The sequence below is a fragment of the Streptomyces sp. NPDC088810 genome (genome assembly GCF_044750305.1).
Classification (GTDB): Bacteria; Actinomycetota; Actinomycetes; order Streptomycetales; family Streptomycetaceae; genus Streptomyces.
On sequence record NZ_JBIVJQ010000003.1, the window covers coordinates 754,514 to 773,003 of the forward strand.

At 73.4% G+C, this 18,490-nt stretch carries 15 protein-coding genes; 9 read left to right on the forward strand and 6 right to left on the reverse strand.

From position 1 onward, the window contains the following. Nucleotides 1–19 precede the first annotated feature (19 nt). Nucleotides 20–2,434, reverse strand: a complete 2,415-nt coding sequence (locus ACIP4Y_RS14320; protein ID WP_401392361.1) for a penicillin acylase family protein — start codon at nt 2,432–2,434, stop codon at nt 20–22. 113 nt (nt 2,435–2,547) lie between these two features. Here ACIP4Y_RS14320 and ACIP4Y_RS14325 point away from each other — a divergent pair, with 113 nt between their 5' ends. Further along, entirely contained in the window at nt 2,548–4,044 is a 1,497-nt protein-coding gene (locus ACIP4Y_RS14325; RefSeq protein WP_358636551.1) for an acyl-CoA synthetase, read from the forward strand. Here the strand turns inward: ACIP4Y_RS14325 and ACIP4Y_RS14330 are convergent. The 3 genes from ACIP4Y_RS14330 to paaK form a co-directional block, all read right to left on the reverse strand. After that, on the reverse strand, nt 4,034–4,915 hold the full coding sequence (locus ACIP4Y_RS14330) for a TIGR03620 family F420-dependent LLM class oxidoreductase (RefSeq protein WP_401392364.1): 882 nt from the start codon (nt 4,913–4,915) through the stop codon (nt 4,034–4,036). The genes ACIP4Y_RS14325 and ACIP4Y_RS14330 overlap by 11 nt on opposite strands. A 152-nt stretch (nt 4,916–5,067) precedes the next feature. Next, a complete protein-coding gene (locus ACIP4Y_RS14335; protein ID WP_401392367.1) occupies nt 5,068–5,400 on the reverse strand; it encodes an ArsR/SmtB family transcription factor in 333 nt (110 codons plus the stop codon). A 105-nt stretch (nt 5,401–5,505) separates the two neighbouring features. Further along, the gene (gene paaK / locus ACIP4Y_RS14340; RefSeq protein WP_401392370.1) at nt 5,506–6,816 is read right to left on the reverse strand and encodes a phenylacetate--CoA ligase PaaK; all 1,311 of its coding nucleotides are present in this window, start codon (nt 6,814–6,816) and stop codon (nt 5,506–5,508) included. A 166-nt stretch (nt 6,817–6,982) separates the two neighbouring features. On the opposite strand from paaK, the gene ACIP4Y_RS14345 reads away from it, so the two are divergent. Further along, nucleotides 6,983–7,819 carry an alpha/beta fold hydrolase gene (locus ACIP4Y_RS14345; RefSeq protein ID WP_401392373.1) on the forward strand — a complete coding sequence of 279 codons (837 nt, stop codon included), beginning with the start codon at nt 6,983–6,985 and terminating at the stop codon, nt 7,817–7,819. 3 nt (nt 7,820–7,822) lie between these two features. On the opposite strand, the gene ACIP4Y_RS14350 is transcribed toward ACIP4Y_RS14345, so the two are convergent. After that, complete coding sequence (locus ACIP4Y_RS14350) at nt 7,823–9,568, reverse strand: sulfatase (protein WP_401392376.1); 1,746 nt, start codon at nt 9,566–9,568, stop codon at nt 7,823–7,825. A 103-nt stretch (nt 9,569–9,671) separates the two neighbouring features. Then, nucleotides 9,672–11,291, reverse strand: a complete 1,620-nt coding sequence (locus ACIP4Y_RS14355) for an acyl-CoA synthetase (protein ID WP_401392379.1) — start codon at nt 11,289–11,291, stop codon at nt 9,672–9,674. A 189-nt stretch (nt 11,292–11,480) separates the two neighbouring features. Between ACIP4Y_RS14355 and ACIP4Y_RS14360 the strand changes: the two genes are divergently transcribed. The 7 genes from ACIP4Y_RS14360 (at nt 11,481) to ACIP4Y_RS14390 (ending at nt 18,464) form a co-directional block, all read left to right on the forward strand. Further along, nucleotides 11,481–12,281 (forward strand): crotonase/enoyl-CoA hydratase family protein, encoded by an 801-nt coding sequence (locus ACIP4Y_RS14360; RefSeq protein WP_401392382.1) that lies wholly within the window; start codon nt 11,481–11,483, stop codon nt 12,279–12,281. A 144-nt stretch (nt 12,282–12,425) separates the two neighbouring features. Then, complete coding sequence (locus tag ACIP4Y_RS14365; RefSeq protein WP_358636536.1) at nt 12,426–13,367, forward strand: OB-fold domain-containing protein; 942 nt, start codon at nt 12,426–12,428, stop codon at nt 13,365–13,367. After that, a complete protein-coding gene (locus ACIP4Y_RS14370) occupies nt 13,364–14,434 on the forward strand; it encodes a thiolase domain-containing protein (protein WP_401392385.1) in 1,071 nt (356 codons plus the stop codon). Before ACIP4Y_RS14365 ends, ACIP4Y_RS14370 begins: the two co-directional genes overlap by 4 nt. Then, on the forward strand, nt 14,431–15,597 hold the full coding sequence (locus ACIP4Y_RS14375; protein ID WP_358636532.1) for a thiolase domain-containing protein: 1,167 nt from the start codon (nt 14,431–14,433) through the stop codon (nt 15,595–15,597). Before ACIP4Y_RS14370 ends, ACIP4Y_RS14375 begins: the two co-directional genes overlap by 4 nt. 118 nt (nt 15,598–15,715) lie before the next feature. After that, nucleotides 15,716–15,958 carry a DUF397 domain-containing protein gene (locus ACIP4Y_RS14380; RefSeq protein ID WP_030339608.1) on the forward strand — a complete coding sequence of 81 codons (243 nt, stop codon included), beginning with the start codon at nt 15,716–15,718 and terminating at the stop codon, nt 15,956–15,958. 146 nt (nt 15,959–16,104) lie between these two features. After that, the gene (locus ACIP4Y_RS14385; RefSeq protein ID WP_401392389.1) at nt 16,105–17,007 is read left to right on the forward strand and encodes a universal stress protein; all 903 of its coding nucleotides are present in this window, start codon (nt 16,105–16,107) and stop codon (nt 17,005–17,007) included. Nucleotides 17,008–17,210: 203 nt separating this feature from the next. Next, nucleotides 17,211–18,464, forward strand: coding sequence for an alpha/beta hydrolase family esterase (locus ACIP4Y_RS14390; RefSeq protein ID WP_401392392.1), 1,254 nt, complete (start codon nt 17,211–17,213; stop codon nt 18,462–18,464). The last annotated feature ends 26 nt before the right edge of the window (nt 18,465–18,490 follow it).

The window sequence follows — 18,490 nt, forward strand, 5'->3', positions numbered from 1 at the left end:
GGGGGACGGGACCACAGAATCAGCGTTCGCGCACGTGGACGACCTCGAGCGCGGGAGAGGCCAGGATGTCCTTCTCGCAGAAGCGCGGTGTCACCCACTGCTGCCGGGAGAACAACCGGGTCTGGTCGCTGTAGTGCGGCGAGTTCGGGTTGGAGGACTGGGAGTACGTCAGGAGCGTGCGCGCCACCGGGCAGCGGCTGCCGTTCCAGCCCACCGCCTGGATGTGGCTGGACCCCGTCACCACCTCCGTGTACCCGCCGTGCGCCGGGTCCCACACCGGCTCGACCTTGTTCCACACACCCAGTGCCTCCGTGCCGCCCGGGACGGGCATCCGCTGGCCGTTCCGCACGACGAACTGGTGCTCACCGAGCGGGGCGTCGAGCGGAATGCCGGCCCCCCGCAGCTCGGTGACCGCGTCCGCGAGGGCCGTGGCGAAGCCCGGCGCACCGGTGTCCAGCGTGTTCGGGGTGTGCACCGGGTCCGCCGCCGAGAACGGCACCTTCCACCGCTGCGCGTTCGGCACCAGCGCGCCGATCCGCCGCCAGAAGCGGTCGAAGAGCAGCGCTCCCCGGCTGCGGGTGCCGGCGGTGCGGTCCCACGCAGCGAGCACCGGGCACGCCGCCGAGACGTCGACCTCCTTGCCGTCCTTGTTCCTGGCGACACCACCGGGCAGCGCGGCGCACGCCCGTGCCGCGTCCCCGGCCGCCAGAGCGCCCACGGTCACCCGGTTCGCGAACTGCTGCCGCTGCAGGTCCCGCACGGTCAGACCGCCCCGCTGCGCCATCGCCGCCACGGCGTCGAGCGCGCCCCGGGTGCGCGGCGAGCGCGCGGTGCCGACGGTGCCGAAGATCCGCTCGTACCCGGTGAGCGGCCGGTCGGCATTGGCCAGCCAGGCGCTGTCGTTGGAGTTCTCCGCGTACGGGGCGTCCTTCAGCGTGGGCATGCGGGCCGGCCCGAAGGTGCCCGGCTGCACGGCGTCGGCGTCGCGGCCGAGGGCGCAGGTACCGCGGGAGCCGTCGAGGACCGCGAGCCCGGCCGCCGGGTAGGTGGCCCTGCCGAGATCCGTGGAGCAGCGCCCCGCCAGGTCGTCGGTGATCCGGGGCAGCACCTGCGACTGGGTGAACAGCGAGTGCCCCGAGGAGTCCGCGGCGATCGTGTTCACCCAGGGCAGGCCCTGGTGCCGGGCGAGGGACGCCAGGACGTCCGCCGTGTCCCGTGCCTTCCCGAAGCCGAGCGAGGTGTCGGCGAACCGCATGTTCGCGGCGTTGGGGTCGTTCAGCGCGAACGCCGTCGTGGTGGTCCAGGGCAGCGGGAGGTCGCCGTCGCCGGAGGCGACGACCGGGCCGTAGCGGGTCCACCACTGGGTGCGGGTCACCGGCGGGCCGTCCTTGACCGGGACGGTCACGGTCCGCCGCGTCATCCGCTCCGGCCGGCCGTCGACCAGGTAGACGGTCGGGTCGGCCGGATCCAGCGTCAGCTGCGTCAGGTTGAACGGCACACCGGTGGACACCGTGTGGCTCCACGCCACCCGGGAGTTGTAGCCGATGGAGACGGTGGGCGAGCCGAGCAGCGCGGCGCCGGCGACGTCCAGCTCGCCCGGGATGGTCTGCTGCACCTGCCAGAACCGGCGACCGCCCTGCCAGGGGTAGTGCGGGTTCCCCAGCAGCAGGCCGCGTCCGCTGGCCGTGGTGCCGCCGGCGAACGCGACCGCGTTCGAGCCCATGTCCGCGTCGGCGGCCCGCCGGCGCAGGGCCCGTATCAAAGCCTGGGCGTCCGGCGCGGTCCCGGTGCCTCGGGCCCGGGCGGCGGCGGTGGGCGGCTGGGCCCCGGTGATGCCGTCCACGGCGTCGCCCTGGCCGCCGATCACGGCGAGGGCGTAGAAACGGGCCGCCACGTCCACGGTGCTGACCGGGCGCACCCAGGCGGCGCCCTCGCAGGCCGGGTCGGTGGTCCGGTGCTGCCGCAGCCAGGCGTCGTACCCGGCCGCGTAGCCCCGCATCAGGTCCTTGATCTGCCGGCTCGGGCCCAGCGGAGCCGGCTCGGCGAGGAGCTTCTCCACCGTGCCGGCCTCCCGGACGCCCCGGAAGTACAGATCGCTGGAGAGGTTGTCGCCGGCCGAGGACAGCGAGCCGTCGGGCGCCGCGTGCGGGCCGAAGTACCGCGAGCGTTCGCCGCGCACGGTCACGAAGCCGTCGGCGAGGACGCACACCTGGTCGGCGGCCTGCGCCCAGCCGGTGCCGAAGCCGAGGTCCGCGTAGCTCTTCGCGCGGATGTGCGGAATGCCGTACTCGGTGTAGCGGATGACAGCCGACAGACCCCCGTGCGAAGGGTGTTCCTGGCGGCTCGGCCGCTCGGCCGCGGCGGCCGGCAGCGCGGCCGAGGCGGTGAGCAGGGCGACGGCCGCGACGGCCAGTCGTCTGAAGCGGTTACGCACGTCGTGCCTCCCAACATCATCGACGGAAGGAGCGGTTGAGCGTACCAACCGGTATGTATCCGGGTCCTCCGGGTGCTTGACCCGCCCCGGTGACGGACCGAGGATCATGAGTCATGACGCAGGGACAGGGCAGCACGGTTGACGGGGTGCTGCGGCGCAGCGCCCGGCGCACCCCGGCGCGGACCGCGGTGGAGTACGGCGACCGCGCCTGGACGTACGAGGAACTCGACGAGGCCGTCTCCCGGGCGGCGAGCGTCCTGCTCGGCCTGGGCCTCACCGCCGGCGACCGGGTCGGCTCCTACGGCCACAACTCCGACGCCTACCTGATCGGCTTCCTGGCCTGCGCCCGCGCAGGCCTGGTGCACGTGCCGGTCAACCAGAACCTGACCGGCGACGACCTCGCGTACATCGTCGGCCAGTCCGGCAGCTCCCTGGTCCTCGCCGACCCCTCCCTCGCGGACCGGCTCCCCGGCGGTGTCCGCACGCTGCCGCTGCGCGACGCGGAGGACTCGCTCCTGGCCCGGCTCGCGACGGCACCCGCGTACGACGGCCCCGAGCCGCGCGCCGAGGACCTGGTGCAGCTGCTCTACACGTCGGGCACCACCGCGCTCCCCAAGGGCGCGATGATGACGCACCGCGCCCTGGTGCACGAGTACCTGAGCGCGATCACCGCCCTGGACCTGAGCGCCGGCGACCGCCCCGCGCACTCCCTGCCGCTGTACCACTCCGCACAGCTGCACGTGTTCCTGCTGCCCTGTCTGGCGGTCGGCGCCACCAACCTGATCCTCGACGGGCCCGACGGGGACCGGCTGCTCGACCTGGTCGAGGCGGGGCGGGTGGACAGCCTGTTCGCGCCGCCGACGGTCTGGATCGGCCTGGCGGGCCGCCCGGACTTCGCGACCAGGGACCTGTCCGGGCTGCGCAAGGCCTACTACGGCGCCTCGGTCATGCCGGTGCCGGTCCTGGAGCGCCTGCGCGAGCGGCTGCCGGGGCTCGGCTTCTACAACTGCTTCGGCCAGAGCGAGATCGGCCCGCTGGCCACCGTCCTGGCGCCCGACGAGCACGAGGGCAGGATGGACTCCTGCGGCCGTCCCGTGCTGTTCGTCGACGCCCGGGTGGTCGACGAGGACGGCAAGGACGTCCCCGCCGGCACGCCCGGCGAGATCGTCTACCGCTCACCGCAGTTGTGCGAGGGCTACTGGGACAAGCCAGAGGAGACCGCCGAGGCCTTCCGCGACGGCTGGTTCCACTCCGGGGACCTCGCGGTGCGGGACGCCGAGGGCTACTTCACCATCGTGGACCGGGTGAAGGACGTCATCAACTCCGGTGGCGTATTGGTGGCTTCGCGCCAGGTCGAGGACGCCCTGTACACCCATGAGGCGGTCGCGGAGGCCGCGGTGATCGGCCTGCCCGACGAGCGGTGGATCGAGGCCGTCACCGCGGTCGTCGTCCCGCGCGGCGAGGTGACGGAGGAACAGCTCATCGCGCACGTGAAGGAGCGGCTCGCGCCGTTCAAGGCACCCAAACGGGTGCTGTTCGTCGCGGAGTTGCCCCGCAACGCCAGCGGCAAGATCCTCAAGCGCGAGCTGCGCGACCGCTTCAGCGGCTAGCCGGGGCCCGCTCCGGCAGCAGCGCGTCGGCCAGCAACCGCCAGTACGGCAGCGCCGATTCACCCGGTGCGACGCCGATCACCTGTACGGCCACATGGTCGGCGCCCGCCTCCAGGTGGCCGTGCAGCTTCGTCACGACGGTGTCCGGGTCGCCCCAGAACACCAGGTCGTCCACGAAGCGGTCGCTGCCGCCGCCGGAGAGGTCGTCGTCCGTGTAGCCCAGCCGGCGGAACTTGGCGAGGTTGTAAGGCGTCGCGAGGTAGCCGCGCAGATGCTCGCGCGCGACGGCGCGGGCCCGCACCGGGTCGGATTCGAACAGCACGGCGTGCTCGACGGCCAGGAAGGCGTCCGGGCCGAGGATCTCCCGGGCCTGCGCGGTGTGGGCCGTGCTCACGTGGTAGGTGTGGGCGCCGTGGGCGCGCTCGCGGGCCAGCTCCAGCATCTTCGGCCCGTACGCGGCCAGCAGGCGCCGGACCGGAGTGGCCGGGCGGGGGTTGGGGGTCTGCAGGCTGTCCAGCTCGTCCAGGTACGCCGCCATGGCTGCCAGCGGTGTGACGCCCGGCCGGGGATCACCGCCGAAGCCGAGGCCGAGCACGTGCCGGCCCGGGTAGGCGTCCGCGAGCAGCAGCGCGGCGCCCTGCGTCCAGCGGGCCTCCCGGGACCAGATCCGGGCGATGCCGTTGACGACGCTCAGCCGCCGGCCGGCGGCGAGCAGCAGCCCGGCGTGGGTGAACGCGTCCCGGCCGAGCGCCTCGGGGATCCACAGCGACCGCCAGCCCAGGTCCTCCAGCTGCTGGACGGAGTCCCGGATCAGCGCGGCCGGCTGGTGCTCGAAGTCGAAGGTGTAGATGCCGAACGTACCGAGGTCCATCGTGTGCTCCCCTCGCAGGGCGGACCGACCGCTCGACGCGTCGATCCGTGGAGTCGCTGATCTCGTCGATTCGAAATATCGCAGATTCTCGATATGAATCGCAAGCGCCGGCAGTCGCCGCAACACGACGACCGCCGCCTTCTACGCGTGCCCTACAGCGTCCGCCCCAGCTCCGCGACGAGGCCGGCGATGCGCTGCTCGTCCCGCTTGTAGTGGGTCCACTTGCCGACCCGGGTCGCGCGGACCAGGCCCGCGCGCTGGAGTTCCGCCAGGTAGGCCGACACGGTCGACTGCGCCAGCCCGGCCTTGGCCTGGATGTGGCTCACGCACACACCCACCTCGGCCGGGTCGGCGATGGCGGTCTCCATCGGGAAGTGCCGCTCCGGTTCGCGCAGCCAGCGCAGCATCTGCAGCCGCATGGGGTTGGACAGCGCCCGCAGCGCGTTGACCAGGTCGGGGTCCGGGGCGGTGGCGGTGTCCGTCATGCTTCCGGAGTATAGGTGTCGCCGACGTTTCGAAGTACGTCGATGCGATCACACGCGCGGTCCGGCGGGAGTGACCTCCGGCCCCGCGGGGCCGCCCCGAGCGGCCTACCCCTGTCCGCCGTCCCGCGGCCGCAGGTCCACGATGCGGCGGATCTTGCCCACCGACCGCTCCAGCGACTCCGGCTCCACGATCTCCACGTCGACCGACACGCCGATGCCGTCCTTGACCGCCGCGACGATGGCCCGGGCCGCCGCCTCCCGCACCTCCGGCGGCGCGTCCGGGCGGGCCTCGGCCCGGACGGTCAGCGCGTCCAGGCGGCCCTCCCGGGTGAGCCGCAGCTGGAAGTGCGGCGCCACCCCGGGGGTGCGCAGCACGATCTCCTCGATCTGGGTCGGGAACAGATTGACCCCGCGCAGGATCACCATGTCGTCACTGCGCCCGGTGATCTTCTCCATCCTCCGGAACGCCCGGGCCGTGCCGGGCAGCAGCCGCGTCAGGTCCCGCGTCCGGTACCGCACGATCGGCATGGCCTCCTTGGTCAGCGAGGTGAACACCAGCTCGCCCCGCTCGCCCTCGGGCAGCACCTCGCCCGTGATCGGGTCCACGACCTCGGGGTAGAAGTGGTCCTCCCACACATGGAGGCCGTCCTTGGTCTCCGCGCACTCCTGGGCGACCCCGGGACCGATCACCTCGGACAGCCCGTAGATGTCGACGGCGTCGATCGCGAACCGGTCCTCGATCTCCCGCCGCATCTGCTCGGTCCAGGGCTCGGCCCCGAAGACGCCGACCCGCAGCGAGGTGCCGCGCGGGTCCACGCCCTGCCGCTCGAACTCGTCCAGCAGGGTGAGCATGTAGGACGGGGTCACCATGATGACGGAGGGTTCCAGGTCCTGGATCAGCTGCACCTGGCGGGCCGTCATGCCGCCGGACGCGGGGACGACCGTACAGCCGAGGCGCTCGGCGCCGTAGTGGGCGCCGAGACCTCCGGTGAACAGCCCATAGCCGTACGCCACATGGACGACGTCTCCCGGTCGGCCGCCGGCCGCCCTGATCGACCGCGCCACCATGTCGGCCCACAGGGAAAGGTCGTTGTCGGTGTAGCCGACCACCGTGGGGCGTCCGGTGGTGCCGCTCGAGGCGTGTAGCCGGCGGATCCGCTCCCGGGGCACGGCGAACATGCCGTACGGGTAGTTCTCCCGGAGGTCGGCCTTGGTGGTGAAGGGGAAGCGTGCGAGGTCGGCGAGCGAACGGCAGTCCTCGGGGCGGACGCCGGCCTTGTCGAAGGACTCCCGGTAGAACGGCACGTGTGCGTACGCGTGCCGCAGGGTGGCACGCAGCCGCTCCAGTTGCAGCGCCCGCAGTTCCTCGGGCCCGAGCCGTTCACCCGCGTCGAGCAGGTCCGTCACCTCGGCCATCGCGACGTCTCCCTCGCCAGTCGCACCTTCCGCCCGACCGATCATTCGGTCGATCTGTTCGGGGCCAGTAATGCAGGCCACGCGGCCCGAGGCAAGAGGGCGGCGAAGATTTTTCCGCGCCCAAAGGCGTTGCGGGCCGGTGGGGCCCGCCCCGATGATCACCTGCATGCCGACCTTCACCGCCACCGACGGCACCCGGCTCGCCTACCACCTGCGGGGCACGGGTGAGCCGCTCGCCGTACTGCCCGGGGGACCCATGCGGGCCTCCGCCTACCTCGGGGACCTCGGCGGGCTGACCGCGCACCGTCGGCTGGCCCTGCTCGACCTGCGGGGCACCGGTGACTCGGAGGTGCCGGCGGATCCGGCGACGTACCGCTGCGACCGGATGGTCGAGGACGTGGAGGTGTGGCGGGCCCACATGGGACTGGAGCACATGGATCTGGTCGCCCACTCGGCGGGTGCCGCCCTGGCGATGCTCTACGCGGCCCGCCACCCGCACCGGATACGGCGGCTGCTCCTGATCACACCCAATCCGTCCGCCCTGGGCCTGCGGGCCACGCCCGAGGACCGGCTGGCCGCGGCCCGGCTGCGCGCGGACGAGCCGTGGTTCGCCCGGGCGTTCCCCGCCTTCCGGGCCTGGCTCGCCGGCGAGGCGGAGTTCGACGACGTGTTCCTGCCGTTCTTCCACGGCCGCTGGGACGACACCGCCCGGGCGCACTCGGACGCCGAGCTGCACCAGACCAATGAGGAGGCGGGCGAGCGCTACTTCGCCGAGGGAGCCTTCACCCCGGACGCGACCCGGGCCGCCCTCGCCGCCCTGACGGCGCCGGTCCTCGTGTACGCGGGCGCGGTCGACGGCGGTCCCCGCCCCGACCTCGCCCGCCGCACCGCCGAGGCCTTCCCCCACTCCGAGTGCACCGTGCAGCCCGGCGCGGCCCACTACCCCTGGCTGGACGACCCGGAGCTGTTCGTGAGCCGTACGCTCGCCTTCCTCGACCGGTGACGCTCATCCGCCCGGCTGCGGGCCGTACGCCGTCAGGAACCGGTCCCGGAACGCGTCCATCGCCCAGACGGGGGCGTCCGCGGCCGGTTCGAGACCCTCGGTCCAGCCCCAGCCGGAGATCCGCTCCAGCACCTTCGGGTCGTGGGCGACGATCGTCACGGGCACGTCCTTGCGGGGGCTGCCCCCGGTGACCGCCGGCACGGGCTGGTGGTCGCCGAGGAAGACCAGGACGGTGTGCTCGTCGCCGTAGCGCCGCAGGAAGCCGATGACGCTGCGCAGCGAGTACGCGATCGCGTCCCGGTACCCGGCGCGCACGCTCTGGGGGTCCTTCCACACCTCCTCGGCGTCCTTGCCTTGCGTCCCGAGGCGGCGGAAGACCGAGCCGTCGCCCAGGCTTCCCCAGTCGGCCATGCGGGGCACCGGCGCCCACGGATGATGGCTGGAGGTCAGGACGATCTCGGCCATCAGCGGCCCCCGGCCCCGCCGCCCGGACTCCAGCCGCCGGAACGCCTCCAGGGTGAACTGGTCGGGCACCTGCGACCAGCCGAAGCCCGGGCCGTGGTAGCCGAGGCGGGCCCGGTCGTAGACGTGGTCCAGCCCGAAGAACCCGCCCTCCGGCCAGGCCCGGTCGATCCCGGGCATGATGCCGGCCGTCCGCCAGGCGCCGGCCGTGCGGAAGGCGCCGGTGAGGGTGGTCCGGTCGCTGGTGGTGAGGGTGTGGAACCGCTGCTGGTTGCTGATCCACAGCCCGGACAGGAAGGTCGCGTGGGCCAGCCAGCTGCCGCCGCCGGTCACCGGCGAGCGCAGCCAGCCGCTGCGCGCCCGGAAGCCGGCCGTCCGCAGAGCGGCGGTGCCCTCGTCCAGGACCGCGCCGATCCGCGGGGCGACGGCCGGGTCCTCCAGGGCCGTACGGCCGTAGCTCTCGACGAAGGTGACCAGCACGTCCTTGCCGCGCAGCCCGGTCAGCAGCCGGCCGGGCGGGGTGTGCGCGAAGGCGTCGTGGGCGGCCTGGCGGCGGAAGACCCGCGCGTCGGCGAGGGACGTACGGACCTGCCGGACGCGGTCGGCGACGAGGTCCGCGTCGATCGTGGCGGCGACCGGGGCCCCGCCGGAGCGCAGACCGAGCGTGACACAGGTGGTCCAGGCGAGCGCCAGCACCAGGGTGGCGCGGACGGCGGGCCGCCGGTGACGGGTCATCACGGTCGCCAGGCGCACCGCCGCCAGCGTGGTCAGGGCGGGGACGGCGAGTGCGAGAGCGAGCACCCCAATCGCGGTCAGCACTGCGCCGGCCCGGCCGGACGTCTGCCGCAGGTAGTCCGCCGCGTTGCCGAGCAGACTCCAGTCCAGCACCGGGTCGAACGGGCGCAGCAGCACCTCCTGGAATCCCATGTCGACGCCCTTGAGCAGGGCGAGCAATCCGGTCAGCAAGCCGCCGGCGGCTGCGCCGGCCCGCCTCGCCCGGGGCGGCAGCGCGAGCAGCAGCGCGGCGAGCCCGATGCCCTCGACCGGGAGGCGCAGGAACGCCGACGGGGTGAGGCTGTGGAGCCGGTTCGGCAGCAGCAGCGCGCCCAGCAGGAGAGCGGCGGCGAGCACGGTCGCCCCCACGGCCGCGCCGCGCGCCGGCCGCCCGGACCGGCGGGACCCGGCGCCCGCCGACGTCTCTGGCGCGGCAGCACCCCCGGCCGCCGCGCCGCCGCTGTCCGGCGTCACCGTGCCGTCCGGCAGGTGACCAGGCGTGGGGTGGGACACCCGAAGGTCCTTCCGTGCGGTCGTCACTGTGTGTCAGTGAGTGGCTCGACTGTGCGCACAGAGTAATCGTCGGGGTGCGGCTCGGCGGTGCGGGACACCCGGCCTACGGCCGCTCCGCCGCCACCGCCACCTCCCGCGCCCACCGGTAGTCGGCCTTGCCGCTCGGCGACCGCTGGATGGTGTCCGCGACGACCAGCTGACGGGGGACCTTGTAACCGGCCAGGCGGGTGCGGCAGTGGCGCTGGATGGCGGCGAGCGAGGGGCGCGGCGCCCCCGGGCGCAGCTGCACCACGGCCGCCACATGGTTGCCCCACCGGGCGTCCGGCACCCCGGCTACCAGCGCGTCGTACACGTCCGGATGCGCCTTGAGCGCCTGCTCGACCTCCTCCGGGTACACCTTCTCCCCGCCCGTGTTGATGCACTGCGAGCCCCGGCCGAGGACGGTGACCACGCCGTCCGCGTCGACCGTCGCCATGTCGCCGAGCAGCACCCAGCGCCGCCCGTCCTTCTCGAAGAACGTCTCGGCGGTCTTCGCCGGGTCGTTGTAGTAGCCGAGCGGCACATGGCCGTACTGCGCGACCCGGCCCACCTCGCCCGGCGCCACCGGCTCGTGCGTCACCGGATCCACCACCCGGGTACGGGAGTTGACCCGGATGCGGAAGCCGCGCTCGGGACCCGAGTCCTCGGTCGCGGTGCCGTTGAAGCCGGACTCGGAGGAGCCGAAGTTGTTGAGCAGCACCGCGTTCGGGAGCAGCTCGCGGAACTGCCGGCGCACCGTCTCCGACATGATCGCGCCCGACGAGGAGACGCTGAACAGCGCCGAGCAGTCCGTGCCCTTGAGCGGTCCGGCGAGTGCGTCGATCAGCGGCCGGAGCATGGCGTCCCCGACCAGCGACATGCTGGTGACCCGCTCCCGTTCGACGGTCCGCAGCACCTCCTCGGGCACGAACTTGCGGTGCAGCACGACCCGTTGGCCGAAGTTGAAGCCGATGAACGCGGTGAGCGTCGACGTGCCGTGCATCAGCGGGGGAGTGGGGAAGAAGGTGATCCCGGAGCCGCCCGCGGCGACCCGCTCGGCCAGCTCCTGGGGCGCCTTCACCGGCTCCCCGGTCGGCGCCCCGCCGCCCAGTCCGGCGAAGAAGAGGTCCTCCTGACGCCACATCACGCCCTTCGGCATGCCGGTCGTACCGCCGGTGTAGATGATGAACCGGTCGTCCCCGGAGCGCGCGGGGAAGCCCCGCCCGGGCGAGCCGGCGGCCTCCGCGGCGGTGAACGGCACCGCCCCGGGCACCGCCTGCGCGGCCGGGGTGCCCACTCGCAGCAGGTGCCGCAGCTTCGGTGCCCGCGGCAGCGCGCCCGCCACCCGGCCCTCGAACTCCGCGTCGAAGACCAGCGCGACCAGGTCCGCGTCTCGAAAGAGGTACACCAACTCGTCCTCTACATACCGGTAGTTGACGTTCACCGGCACGATCCTGGCCTTCAGGCAGGCCAGCACCGTCTGCAGGTACTCGACACCGTTGTACAGGTGGAGGCCGAGGTGCTCACCGGGCCGTATGCCGGTGTCGATCAGGTGGTGCGCGACGCGGTTGGCGGCGGCGTCCAGCTCGGCGTACGTCAGCCGGCGCTCCGCACCCGTGCCGGGATGGTCGAGGTACACCAGCGCCTCGCGGTCCGCGGCCACGCCGACGACCGACTCGAACAGGTCGGCAAGGTTGTACTCCACCGCTTCCTCCTGACCCCGGCACGTCCTGGCGACGACAGGCGCATCCGTCGGCTCGCCGGTCATCAGAGCAAAGGGGGCGGCAAGTGGGAAGGGCCCGCACCAAGAAATCTGACTGACTGTCAGAAAACCCTTGAAGTGCCCCCTCCCCTCCTGCAACCTGTTCTCGTTCCGACCGAGGGGAGATGGCCCATGGGTGGGACGGAACACCTCACCGTGCAGCGGGAAGGCGCCACACTGGTGCTCACGCTCAACCGGCCCGACGCCAGGAACGCGCTCTCCCTGGCGATGCTGGTCGGCCTGTACGACGGCTGGCTCGAGGCCGACGCGGACGACTCGGTCCGCTCGATCGTCCTCACCGGTGCCGGCGGCGCGTTCTGCGCCGGCATGGACCTCAAGGCGCTGGCCGGCGACGGCATGCAGGGGCAGCGGTACCGCGACCGGCTGAAAGCCGATCCCGACCTGCACTGGAAGGCGATGCTGCGCCACCACCGCCCCCGCAAACCGGTGATCGCCGCCGTCGAGGGCCACTGCGTCGCCGGCGGCACCGAAATCCTCCAGGGCACCGACATCCGGGTCGCGGGCGAGTCCGCGACCTTCGGCCTGTTCGAGGTCAGGCGCGGCCTGTTCCCGATCGGCGGCTCCACCGTCCGCCTCCAGCGCCAGATCCCGCGCACCCACGCCCTGGAGATGCTGCTCACCGGACGCCCCTACAGCGCCCGGGAGGCCGCCGGCATCGGACTGATCGGGCATGTCGTCCCCGACGGCACCGCCCTCTCCGGGGCCCTGGAGATCGCCGAGCAGATCAACGCCTGCGGCCCGCTCGCCGTCGAGGCCGTCAAGGCGTCCGTGTACGAGGCCGCCGAGATGACCGAGACCGACGGCCTCGCCGCCGAACTCGCCCGCGGCTGGCCCGTCTTCGACACCGCCGACGCCAAGGAGGGCGCCCGCGCCTTCGCGGAGAAGCGGCCGCCTGTCTACAAGCGTGCGTGACGCTCCGCCGGGGGCTGGCAGACGCCGTTCGCACACTGCGGCCGCCGTGGGCTGGTCGCGCCCACGCGGCGGAGCCGCACATGTCACCGCCCCGCGACCCCTACGGGGCGCGCCTTCACCGCCGACCTCCCAAGGAGGCAGCCGATGCCAGAAGTCCTCGAAGCCCCACTCGTCGTCGAGTTCCCCTTCACCCGCTCCCTCGGCCCCGTCCAGAGCGCCTTCCTCACCGGCCTTCGTGAGCGCGTCGTCCTCGGTGTGAAGACGAAGGACGGCCGTACCCTCGTCCCGCCCGTCGAGTACGACCCCGTCACCGCCGAGGAGCTCCGCGATCTGGTCGAGGTGGCCCCCACCGGCACGGTCACCACCTGGGCCTGGAACCCCGCCCCGCGCCGCGGCCAGCCCCTCGGCACCCCCTTCGCCTGGGTACTGGTCCGGCTCGACGGCGCCGACACCGCCCTGCTGCACGCACTCGACGCCCCCGGCCCCGACGCCGTCCGCACCGGCATGCGGGTGCGCGTCCGCTGGGCCGCGGAACGCACCGGCGCCATCACCGACATCGCCTGCTTCGAACCGTACGACGGCGGTCCGGAAGAACCGGGCGGCCACAGCGGCGCGTTCGAGAACCCGGTCACCGGGATCGTCGCCCCCGCCCGCCTCGACTACACCTACTCGCCCGGCCGCGCCCAGTCCGCCTATATCGACGCCCTCTCCGCCCGGCGGACCGTCGGCGAACGCTGCCCGTCCTGCCGCAAGGTGTACGTCCCGCCGAGGGGTGCGTGCCCCACATGTGGCGTCGCCACAGCCGAACAGGTAGAAGTGGGTCCCCGCGGCACGGTCACCACCTTCTGCATCGTCAACATCAAGGCGAAGAACCTCGACATCGAGGTGCCGTACGTCTACGCGCACATCGCCCTGGACGGCGCCGACCTGGCCCTGCACGCACGCATCGGCGGCATCCCCTACGACCAGGTGCGCATGGGCCTGCGCGTCGAGCCGGTGTGGACCGAGGGCGCCCGCCACCCCGACCACTACCGGCCCACCGGCGAACCCGACGCGGACTACGAGACGTACAAGGAGCTGCTGTGACCAGGGAGGAAGCCCCCGGCCCCCGCGACATCGCCGTCGTCGCCTTCGCGCAGACCGGCCACCGGCGCTCCACGGCGGAGTCCTCCGAGGTCGAGATGCTCATGCCCGTCCTCCACGACGTCCTGGCGCAGACCGGTCTGCGGACCGCCGACATCGGGTTTACCTGCTCCGGTTCCAGCGACTACCTCGCCGGCCGCGCCTTCTCCTTCACCCTCGCCCTCGACGGCGTCGGCGCCTGGCCGCCGATCTCCGAGTCCCACGTCGAGATGGACGGCGCCTGGGCGCTGTACGAGGCCTGGACGAAGCTGCTCACCGGAGATGCCGACACCGCGCTCGTCTACTCCTACGGCAAGTGCTCACCCGGCTCCGTCCGTGACGTCCTCACCCGCCAACTCGACCCGTACTACGTCGCCCCCCTGTGGCCGGACGCCGTAGCCCTCGCCGCCCTCCAGGCGCAGGCACTCATGGATGCCGGACACACCGACGAACGCGCGCTCGCCGCCGTCGGCGCCCGCAGCAGAGCCGACGCCACCGCCAACCCGCAGGCCCAGCTCAAGGGCCGGGTACCGCACGGCGACTACGTCGTACGGCCCCTGCGCACCGGCGACTGCCCGCCCGTCGGCGACGGCGCCGCCGCCGTGATCCTCGCCACGGGGGAGCGGGCCCGCCGGCTGTGCGCGCGGCCCGCCTGGATCCGGGGCATCGACCACCGCATCGAGGCCCACGCCCTGGGCGTGCGCGACCTCACCGACTCGCCCTCCACCCGGCTCGCCGCCGAGCGCGCGGGCGCCTTCGAGCGGCCCGTCGACACCGCCGAACTGCACGCGCCGTTCAGCCCCCAGGAGGTGGTCCTGCGCCGGGCCCTCCGCCTGGACGACAGCGTGCGCGTGAACCCGTCGGGCGGCGCCCTCGCCGCCAACCCCGTCATGGCAGCCGGACTCATCCGCATCGGCGAGGCCGCCGCCCGCATCCACCGTGGCGCCTCCGACCGCGCCCTCGCCCACGCCACCTCCGGCCCCTGCCTCCAGCAGAACCTGGTCGCCGTACTCGAAGGGGATCCACGATGAGCAAGGAACCCGTGGCAGTCGTCGGGATCGGCCAGACCAAGCACGTGGCCGCCCGCCGGGACGTGTCGATCGCCGGACTCGTCCGGGAGGCCGCCCGGCGCGCGCTCGACGACGCCGAGCTGACGTGGGCCGACATCGACGCCGTCGTCATCGGGAAGGCACCCGACTTCTTCGAGGGCGTGATGATGCCCGAGCTGTACCTCGCCGACGCGCTCGGCGCCGTCGGCAAACCCGTGCTGCGGGTGCACACCGCGGGCTCCGTCGGCGGGTCCACCGCGCTGGTCGCGGCGAACCTGGTCGCCGCGCGCGTCCACGGCACCGTCCTCACCCTCGCCTTCGAAAAACAGTCCGAGTCCAACGCCATGTGGGGCCTGTCCCTGCCCATCCCGTTCCAGCAGCCCCTGCTCGCCGGAGCCGGCGGCTTCTTCGCCCCCCATGTGCGCGCCTACATGCGGCGCAGCGGAGCCCCCGACTCCATCGGCGCCCTCGTCGCCTACAAGGACCGGCGCAACGCCCTGAAGAACCCCTACGCCCACCTCCACGAACACGACATCACCCTGGAGAAGGTGGTGGCGTCACCCATGTTGTGGGACCCCATCCGCTACTCCGAGACCTGCCCGTCCTCCGACGGGGCCTGCGCCATGGTCCTCACCGACCGTGCCGGAGCCGCCCGGGCGCCCCGGCCGCCCGCCTGGCTGCTCGGCGGCGCCATGCGCAGCGAACCGACTCTGTTCGCCGGCAAGGACTTCGTCTCCCCGCAGGCCGGCAAGGACTGCGCCGCCGACGTCTACCGGCAGGCCGGCGTCGCCGACCCGCGCCGGGACATCGACGCGGCCGAGATCTACGTGCCGTTCTCCTGGTACGAGCCCATGTGGCTGGAGAACCTGGGCTTCGCCGCGGAGGGCGAGGGCTGGAAGCTCACCGAGTCCGGGGCGACCGCGCTCGACGGCGACCTGCCCGTCAACATGTCGGGCGGAGTGCTGTCCACCAACCCCATCGGCGCCTCCGGCATGATCCGCTTCGCCGAGGCCGCCCTGCAGGTGCGCGGCCAGGCCGGGGAACACCAGGTGGACGGCGCCCGCAGGGTGCTCGGGCACGCATACGGCGGCGGTTCGCAGTTCTTCTCCATGTGGCTCGTCGGCTCCGAGCCGCCCGACTCCTGACCGGCCGGCCGCAGCGGCCCGGCCGACCGGGTCGAAAGGTCGTCCCCGCGTGCTCTGTCCGCCGTAGCAACCGGTCGCTAGGCTGACCCGCGGACGACGAACCGGGAGGAGCACGGACGTGGCCGAGACCACCACCCAGCAGCACCCGCTCGCGGGCTGGGACAAGCCGGAGCTGGATCTCACCAAGGCGGAGTGGCAGTCCAGCAGCCGAGGCCTGGGCGATGTCCAGATCGCCTTTGTCGAGGGCTTCATCGCGATGCGCAACAGCGGCCGGCCGGAGAGCCCGTCCCTGATCTTCACCCCCGCCGAGTGGGGTGCCTTCGTCTCCGGTGCGCGGGAGGGCGAGTTCGACCTCACCTGACGCCGCGCCGGCCGTACCGGATCTCACCTGAACCGGGGGTGTTGCGAGCGGATTTGCGGACACGCGACCAGCAGCGCCCTGCCGGGGCCCCGCCTCAGCGAGGCTGGCCCCAGCAAGGGGAAGGTCGTGTTCCGGAGGTGAGAAGGATGAGCGCTGCGCCGGTCATCGCCGCGGTCGACGGGTCCGCGGACAGCCTGCGTGCCCTGGACTGGGCCGTGGACGCCGCCCGCCGCCGCGCGGCAGCGCTGCGGGTGGTGCACGTACGGCAGTACGCCGCCTGGGGACAGGCCGACGTCCTGGTCGCCGGGCCGCCCGAGGCCGAGGGCGATCCGGTACTGGACGAGGTGCGCACCCGGCTCGCGGGCCGCGCCGGGGCACCGGCCGTGGAGTACGTCGCCCTGGAGGGCGTACCGGGTGCCGTCCTGCCCGAACTGGGCAGCGACGCCGAGCTGTTGGTGCTCGGTTCCCGGGGCCGCGGCGGCTTCGCCAGCCTGCTGCTCGGCTCCAACGGCCTCGCCGCCGCCCGGGACGCCGAGTGCCCGGTGGTGGTCGTACCCCGGCCCGGCCGCGAGGTGCACGGGGAGGGGCCCGCCGAGCCCGGGCCCCGGGTGGTCGTCGGCCTGCACGCCGACAGCCCCGACGAGGCCGTCCTCTCCTTCGCCTTCACCGAGGCAGCCCTGCGCGACGCCAGGCTGCAGGTGATCGCCGCCTATCCGTGGCCGGTGCAGACCTGGTCCGCGCCCGGCCAGCCGGTGCCGCCCGTGGTCGACCAGGACGCCGTGGCGAACGAGACCCGCGTCCTCGCCGAGGGCTTCCTCGCCCCGCACCGGGAGCGCCACCCCCGGGTCCGCGCCGACGCCGAGGCGCTGCCCGGCGACGCGGCCGGCCTCCTCGTCGCCGCCTCCAAGGACGCCGACCTGGTCGTGGTCGGCCGGCACCGGCGGCGGCTGCTCGCCCCGGCCCGCATGATGGGCTCGGTCACCCAGGCCGTGCTGCTGCACGCGGCGAGCCCGGTCGCGGTGGTACCGCCGGCCCCGCCGGAGGAGTGACATCCGGCAGCCGGAGGGGGGCGACGTAGCAGACCGCACGGCGCTCCGCAACCCGCCCGGTGCCGACTGACGCTCCGACGGCTGTGGGGCACCGCGCCATGGTGCCCGGACACACCCGAACCTATGGTTCCGCCAGCCCCGGTGCTCCAGGCGCCGCCCGCGCGGGAGCGGCCGGGACCCGTGTGTCCACCCGAGGAGCCGCCATGCCACTGCCCCCGTTCCGCCGGGCACCCGGAGCACGGCCACGTGCCCGCCTGCTGCCCCGCCTGATACCCCGTGTCCTGGCCGTACTCGCCGTCGTCCTCGGCACCGCACTCGCCGGCCCCGTACCCGAAGCCCGCGCCGCCGTCACGCTCACCAGGGTGACCGGCTTCGGGTCCGACCCGGGCGCCCTCACCATGTACGTGTACCGGCCCGCCGCCCTGCCGGCCCACCCGCCGGTGGTCGTGGCCCTGCACGGCTGCACGCAGAGCGCCCAGGTCTACGCCGACAACTCGGGGCTGCCGCAACTCGCCGACCAGCACGGCTTCCTGCTCGTGCTCGCCGAGACCGGCACCGCCAACAACCCGAACAAGTGCTTCAACTGGTTCCAGACCGCCGACAACCGGCGCGGCCAGGGCGAGGCCCTGTCCGTCCGGCAGATGGTGAGCCACGCCGTCACCGCCTACGGCGCCGACCCGCAGCGCGTCTACGTCACCGGCCTGTCCGCCGGCGGCGCCATGACAGCGGTGATGCTCGCCGCCTACCCCGACGTGTTCTCGGCGGGCGCGGTCGTGGCCGGCCTGCCCTACGACTGCACCCGGGACAACAGCCCCTACACCTGCATGAACCCCGGCGTCGACCTCAGCCCGGCCGACTGGGCCGGGCGGGTGCGCGACGCCTACCCGTCGTACACCGGGCCGTGGCCGCGCACGGCCGTCTGGTACGGCGACCAGGACACCACCGTCGCACCGCGCAACGCCTCCGAACTGCGCGACCAGTGGACGGCACTGCACGGCCTGTCCCAGACGCCCACCCGGACCACCACCATCGGGCCGGACGCCACCCGGCAGGACCAGTACCTGGCCGCCGACGGCACGGTCGCCGTCGAGGTCGACCGGGTCCCCGGCATCGGGCACGGCACCCCGGTCGACCCCGGCACCGGCAGCGAACAGTGCGGGAGCACCGGCGCCCCGTACTTCCTGGACTCCGTCTGCTCCAGCCGCTGGATTGCCCGCTTCTTCGGCCTGGACACCACCCGCCCGGGCGACCCCGACCCGGGCGGCGGCGGCAGCGCGGCCTGCTGGACGGCGAGCAACTACGCCCATGTGCAGGCGGGCCGTGCCACGACCAGCGGCGGCTCCACGTACGCCAACGGTTCGCACCAGAACATGGGCCTGTACAACACGTTCGTCACCCACACCCTGAAGGAATCACCCACGGGCTACTACACCGTCGCCGACACCGGCTGCCCCTGACCGTGAAGCGGGGACACCGACCAGGG

Coding starts and splice junctions, on each gene's coding strand:
- ACIP4Y_RS14325 (WP_358636551.1), top strand. CDS start 2,548: ATGACGCAGGGACAGGGCAGCACGGTTGACGGGGTGCTGCGGCGCAGC.
- ACIP4Y_RS14360 (WP_401392382.1), top strand. CDS start 11,481: ATGGGTGGGACGGAACACCTCACCGTGCAGCGGGAAGGCGCCACACTG.
- ACIP4Y_RS14330 (WP_401392364.1), bottom strand. CDS start 4,915: ATGGACCTCGGTACGTTCGGCATCTACACCTTCGACTTCGAGCACCAG.
- ACIP4Y_RS14385 (WP_401392389.1), top strand. CDS start 16,105: ATGAGCGCTGCGCCGGTCATCGCCGCGGTCGACGGGTCCGCGGACAGC.
- ACIP4Y_RS14345 (WP_401392373.1), top strand. CDS start 6,983: ATGCCGACCTTCACCGCCACCGACGGCACCCGGCTCGCCTACCACCTG.
- ACIP4Y_RS14375 (WP_358636532.1), top strand. CDS start 14,431: ATGAGCAAGGAACCCGTGGCAGTCGTCGGGATCGGCCAGACCAAGCAC.
- ACIP4Y_RS14365 (WP_358636536.1), top strand. CDS start 12,426: ATGCCAGAAGTCCTCGAAGCCCCACTCGTCGTCGAGTTCCCCTTCACC.
- ACIP4Y_RS14335 (WP_401392367.1), bottom strand. CDS start 5,400: ATGACGGACACCGCCACCGCCCCGGACCCCGACCTGGTCAACGCGCTG.
- ACIP4Y_RS14390 (WP_401392392.1), top strand. CDS start 17,211: ATGCCACTGCCCCCGTTCCGCCGGGCACCCGGAGCACGGCCACGTGCC.
- paaK (WP_401392370.1), bottom strand. CDS start 6,816: ATGGCCGAGGTGACGGACCTGCTCGACGCGGGTGAACGGCTCGGGCCC.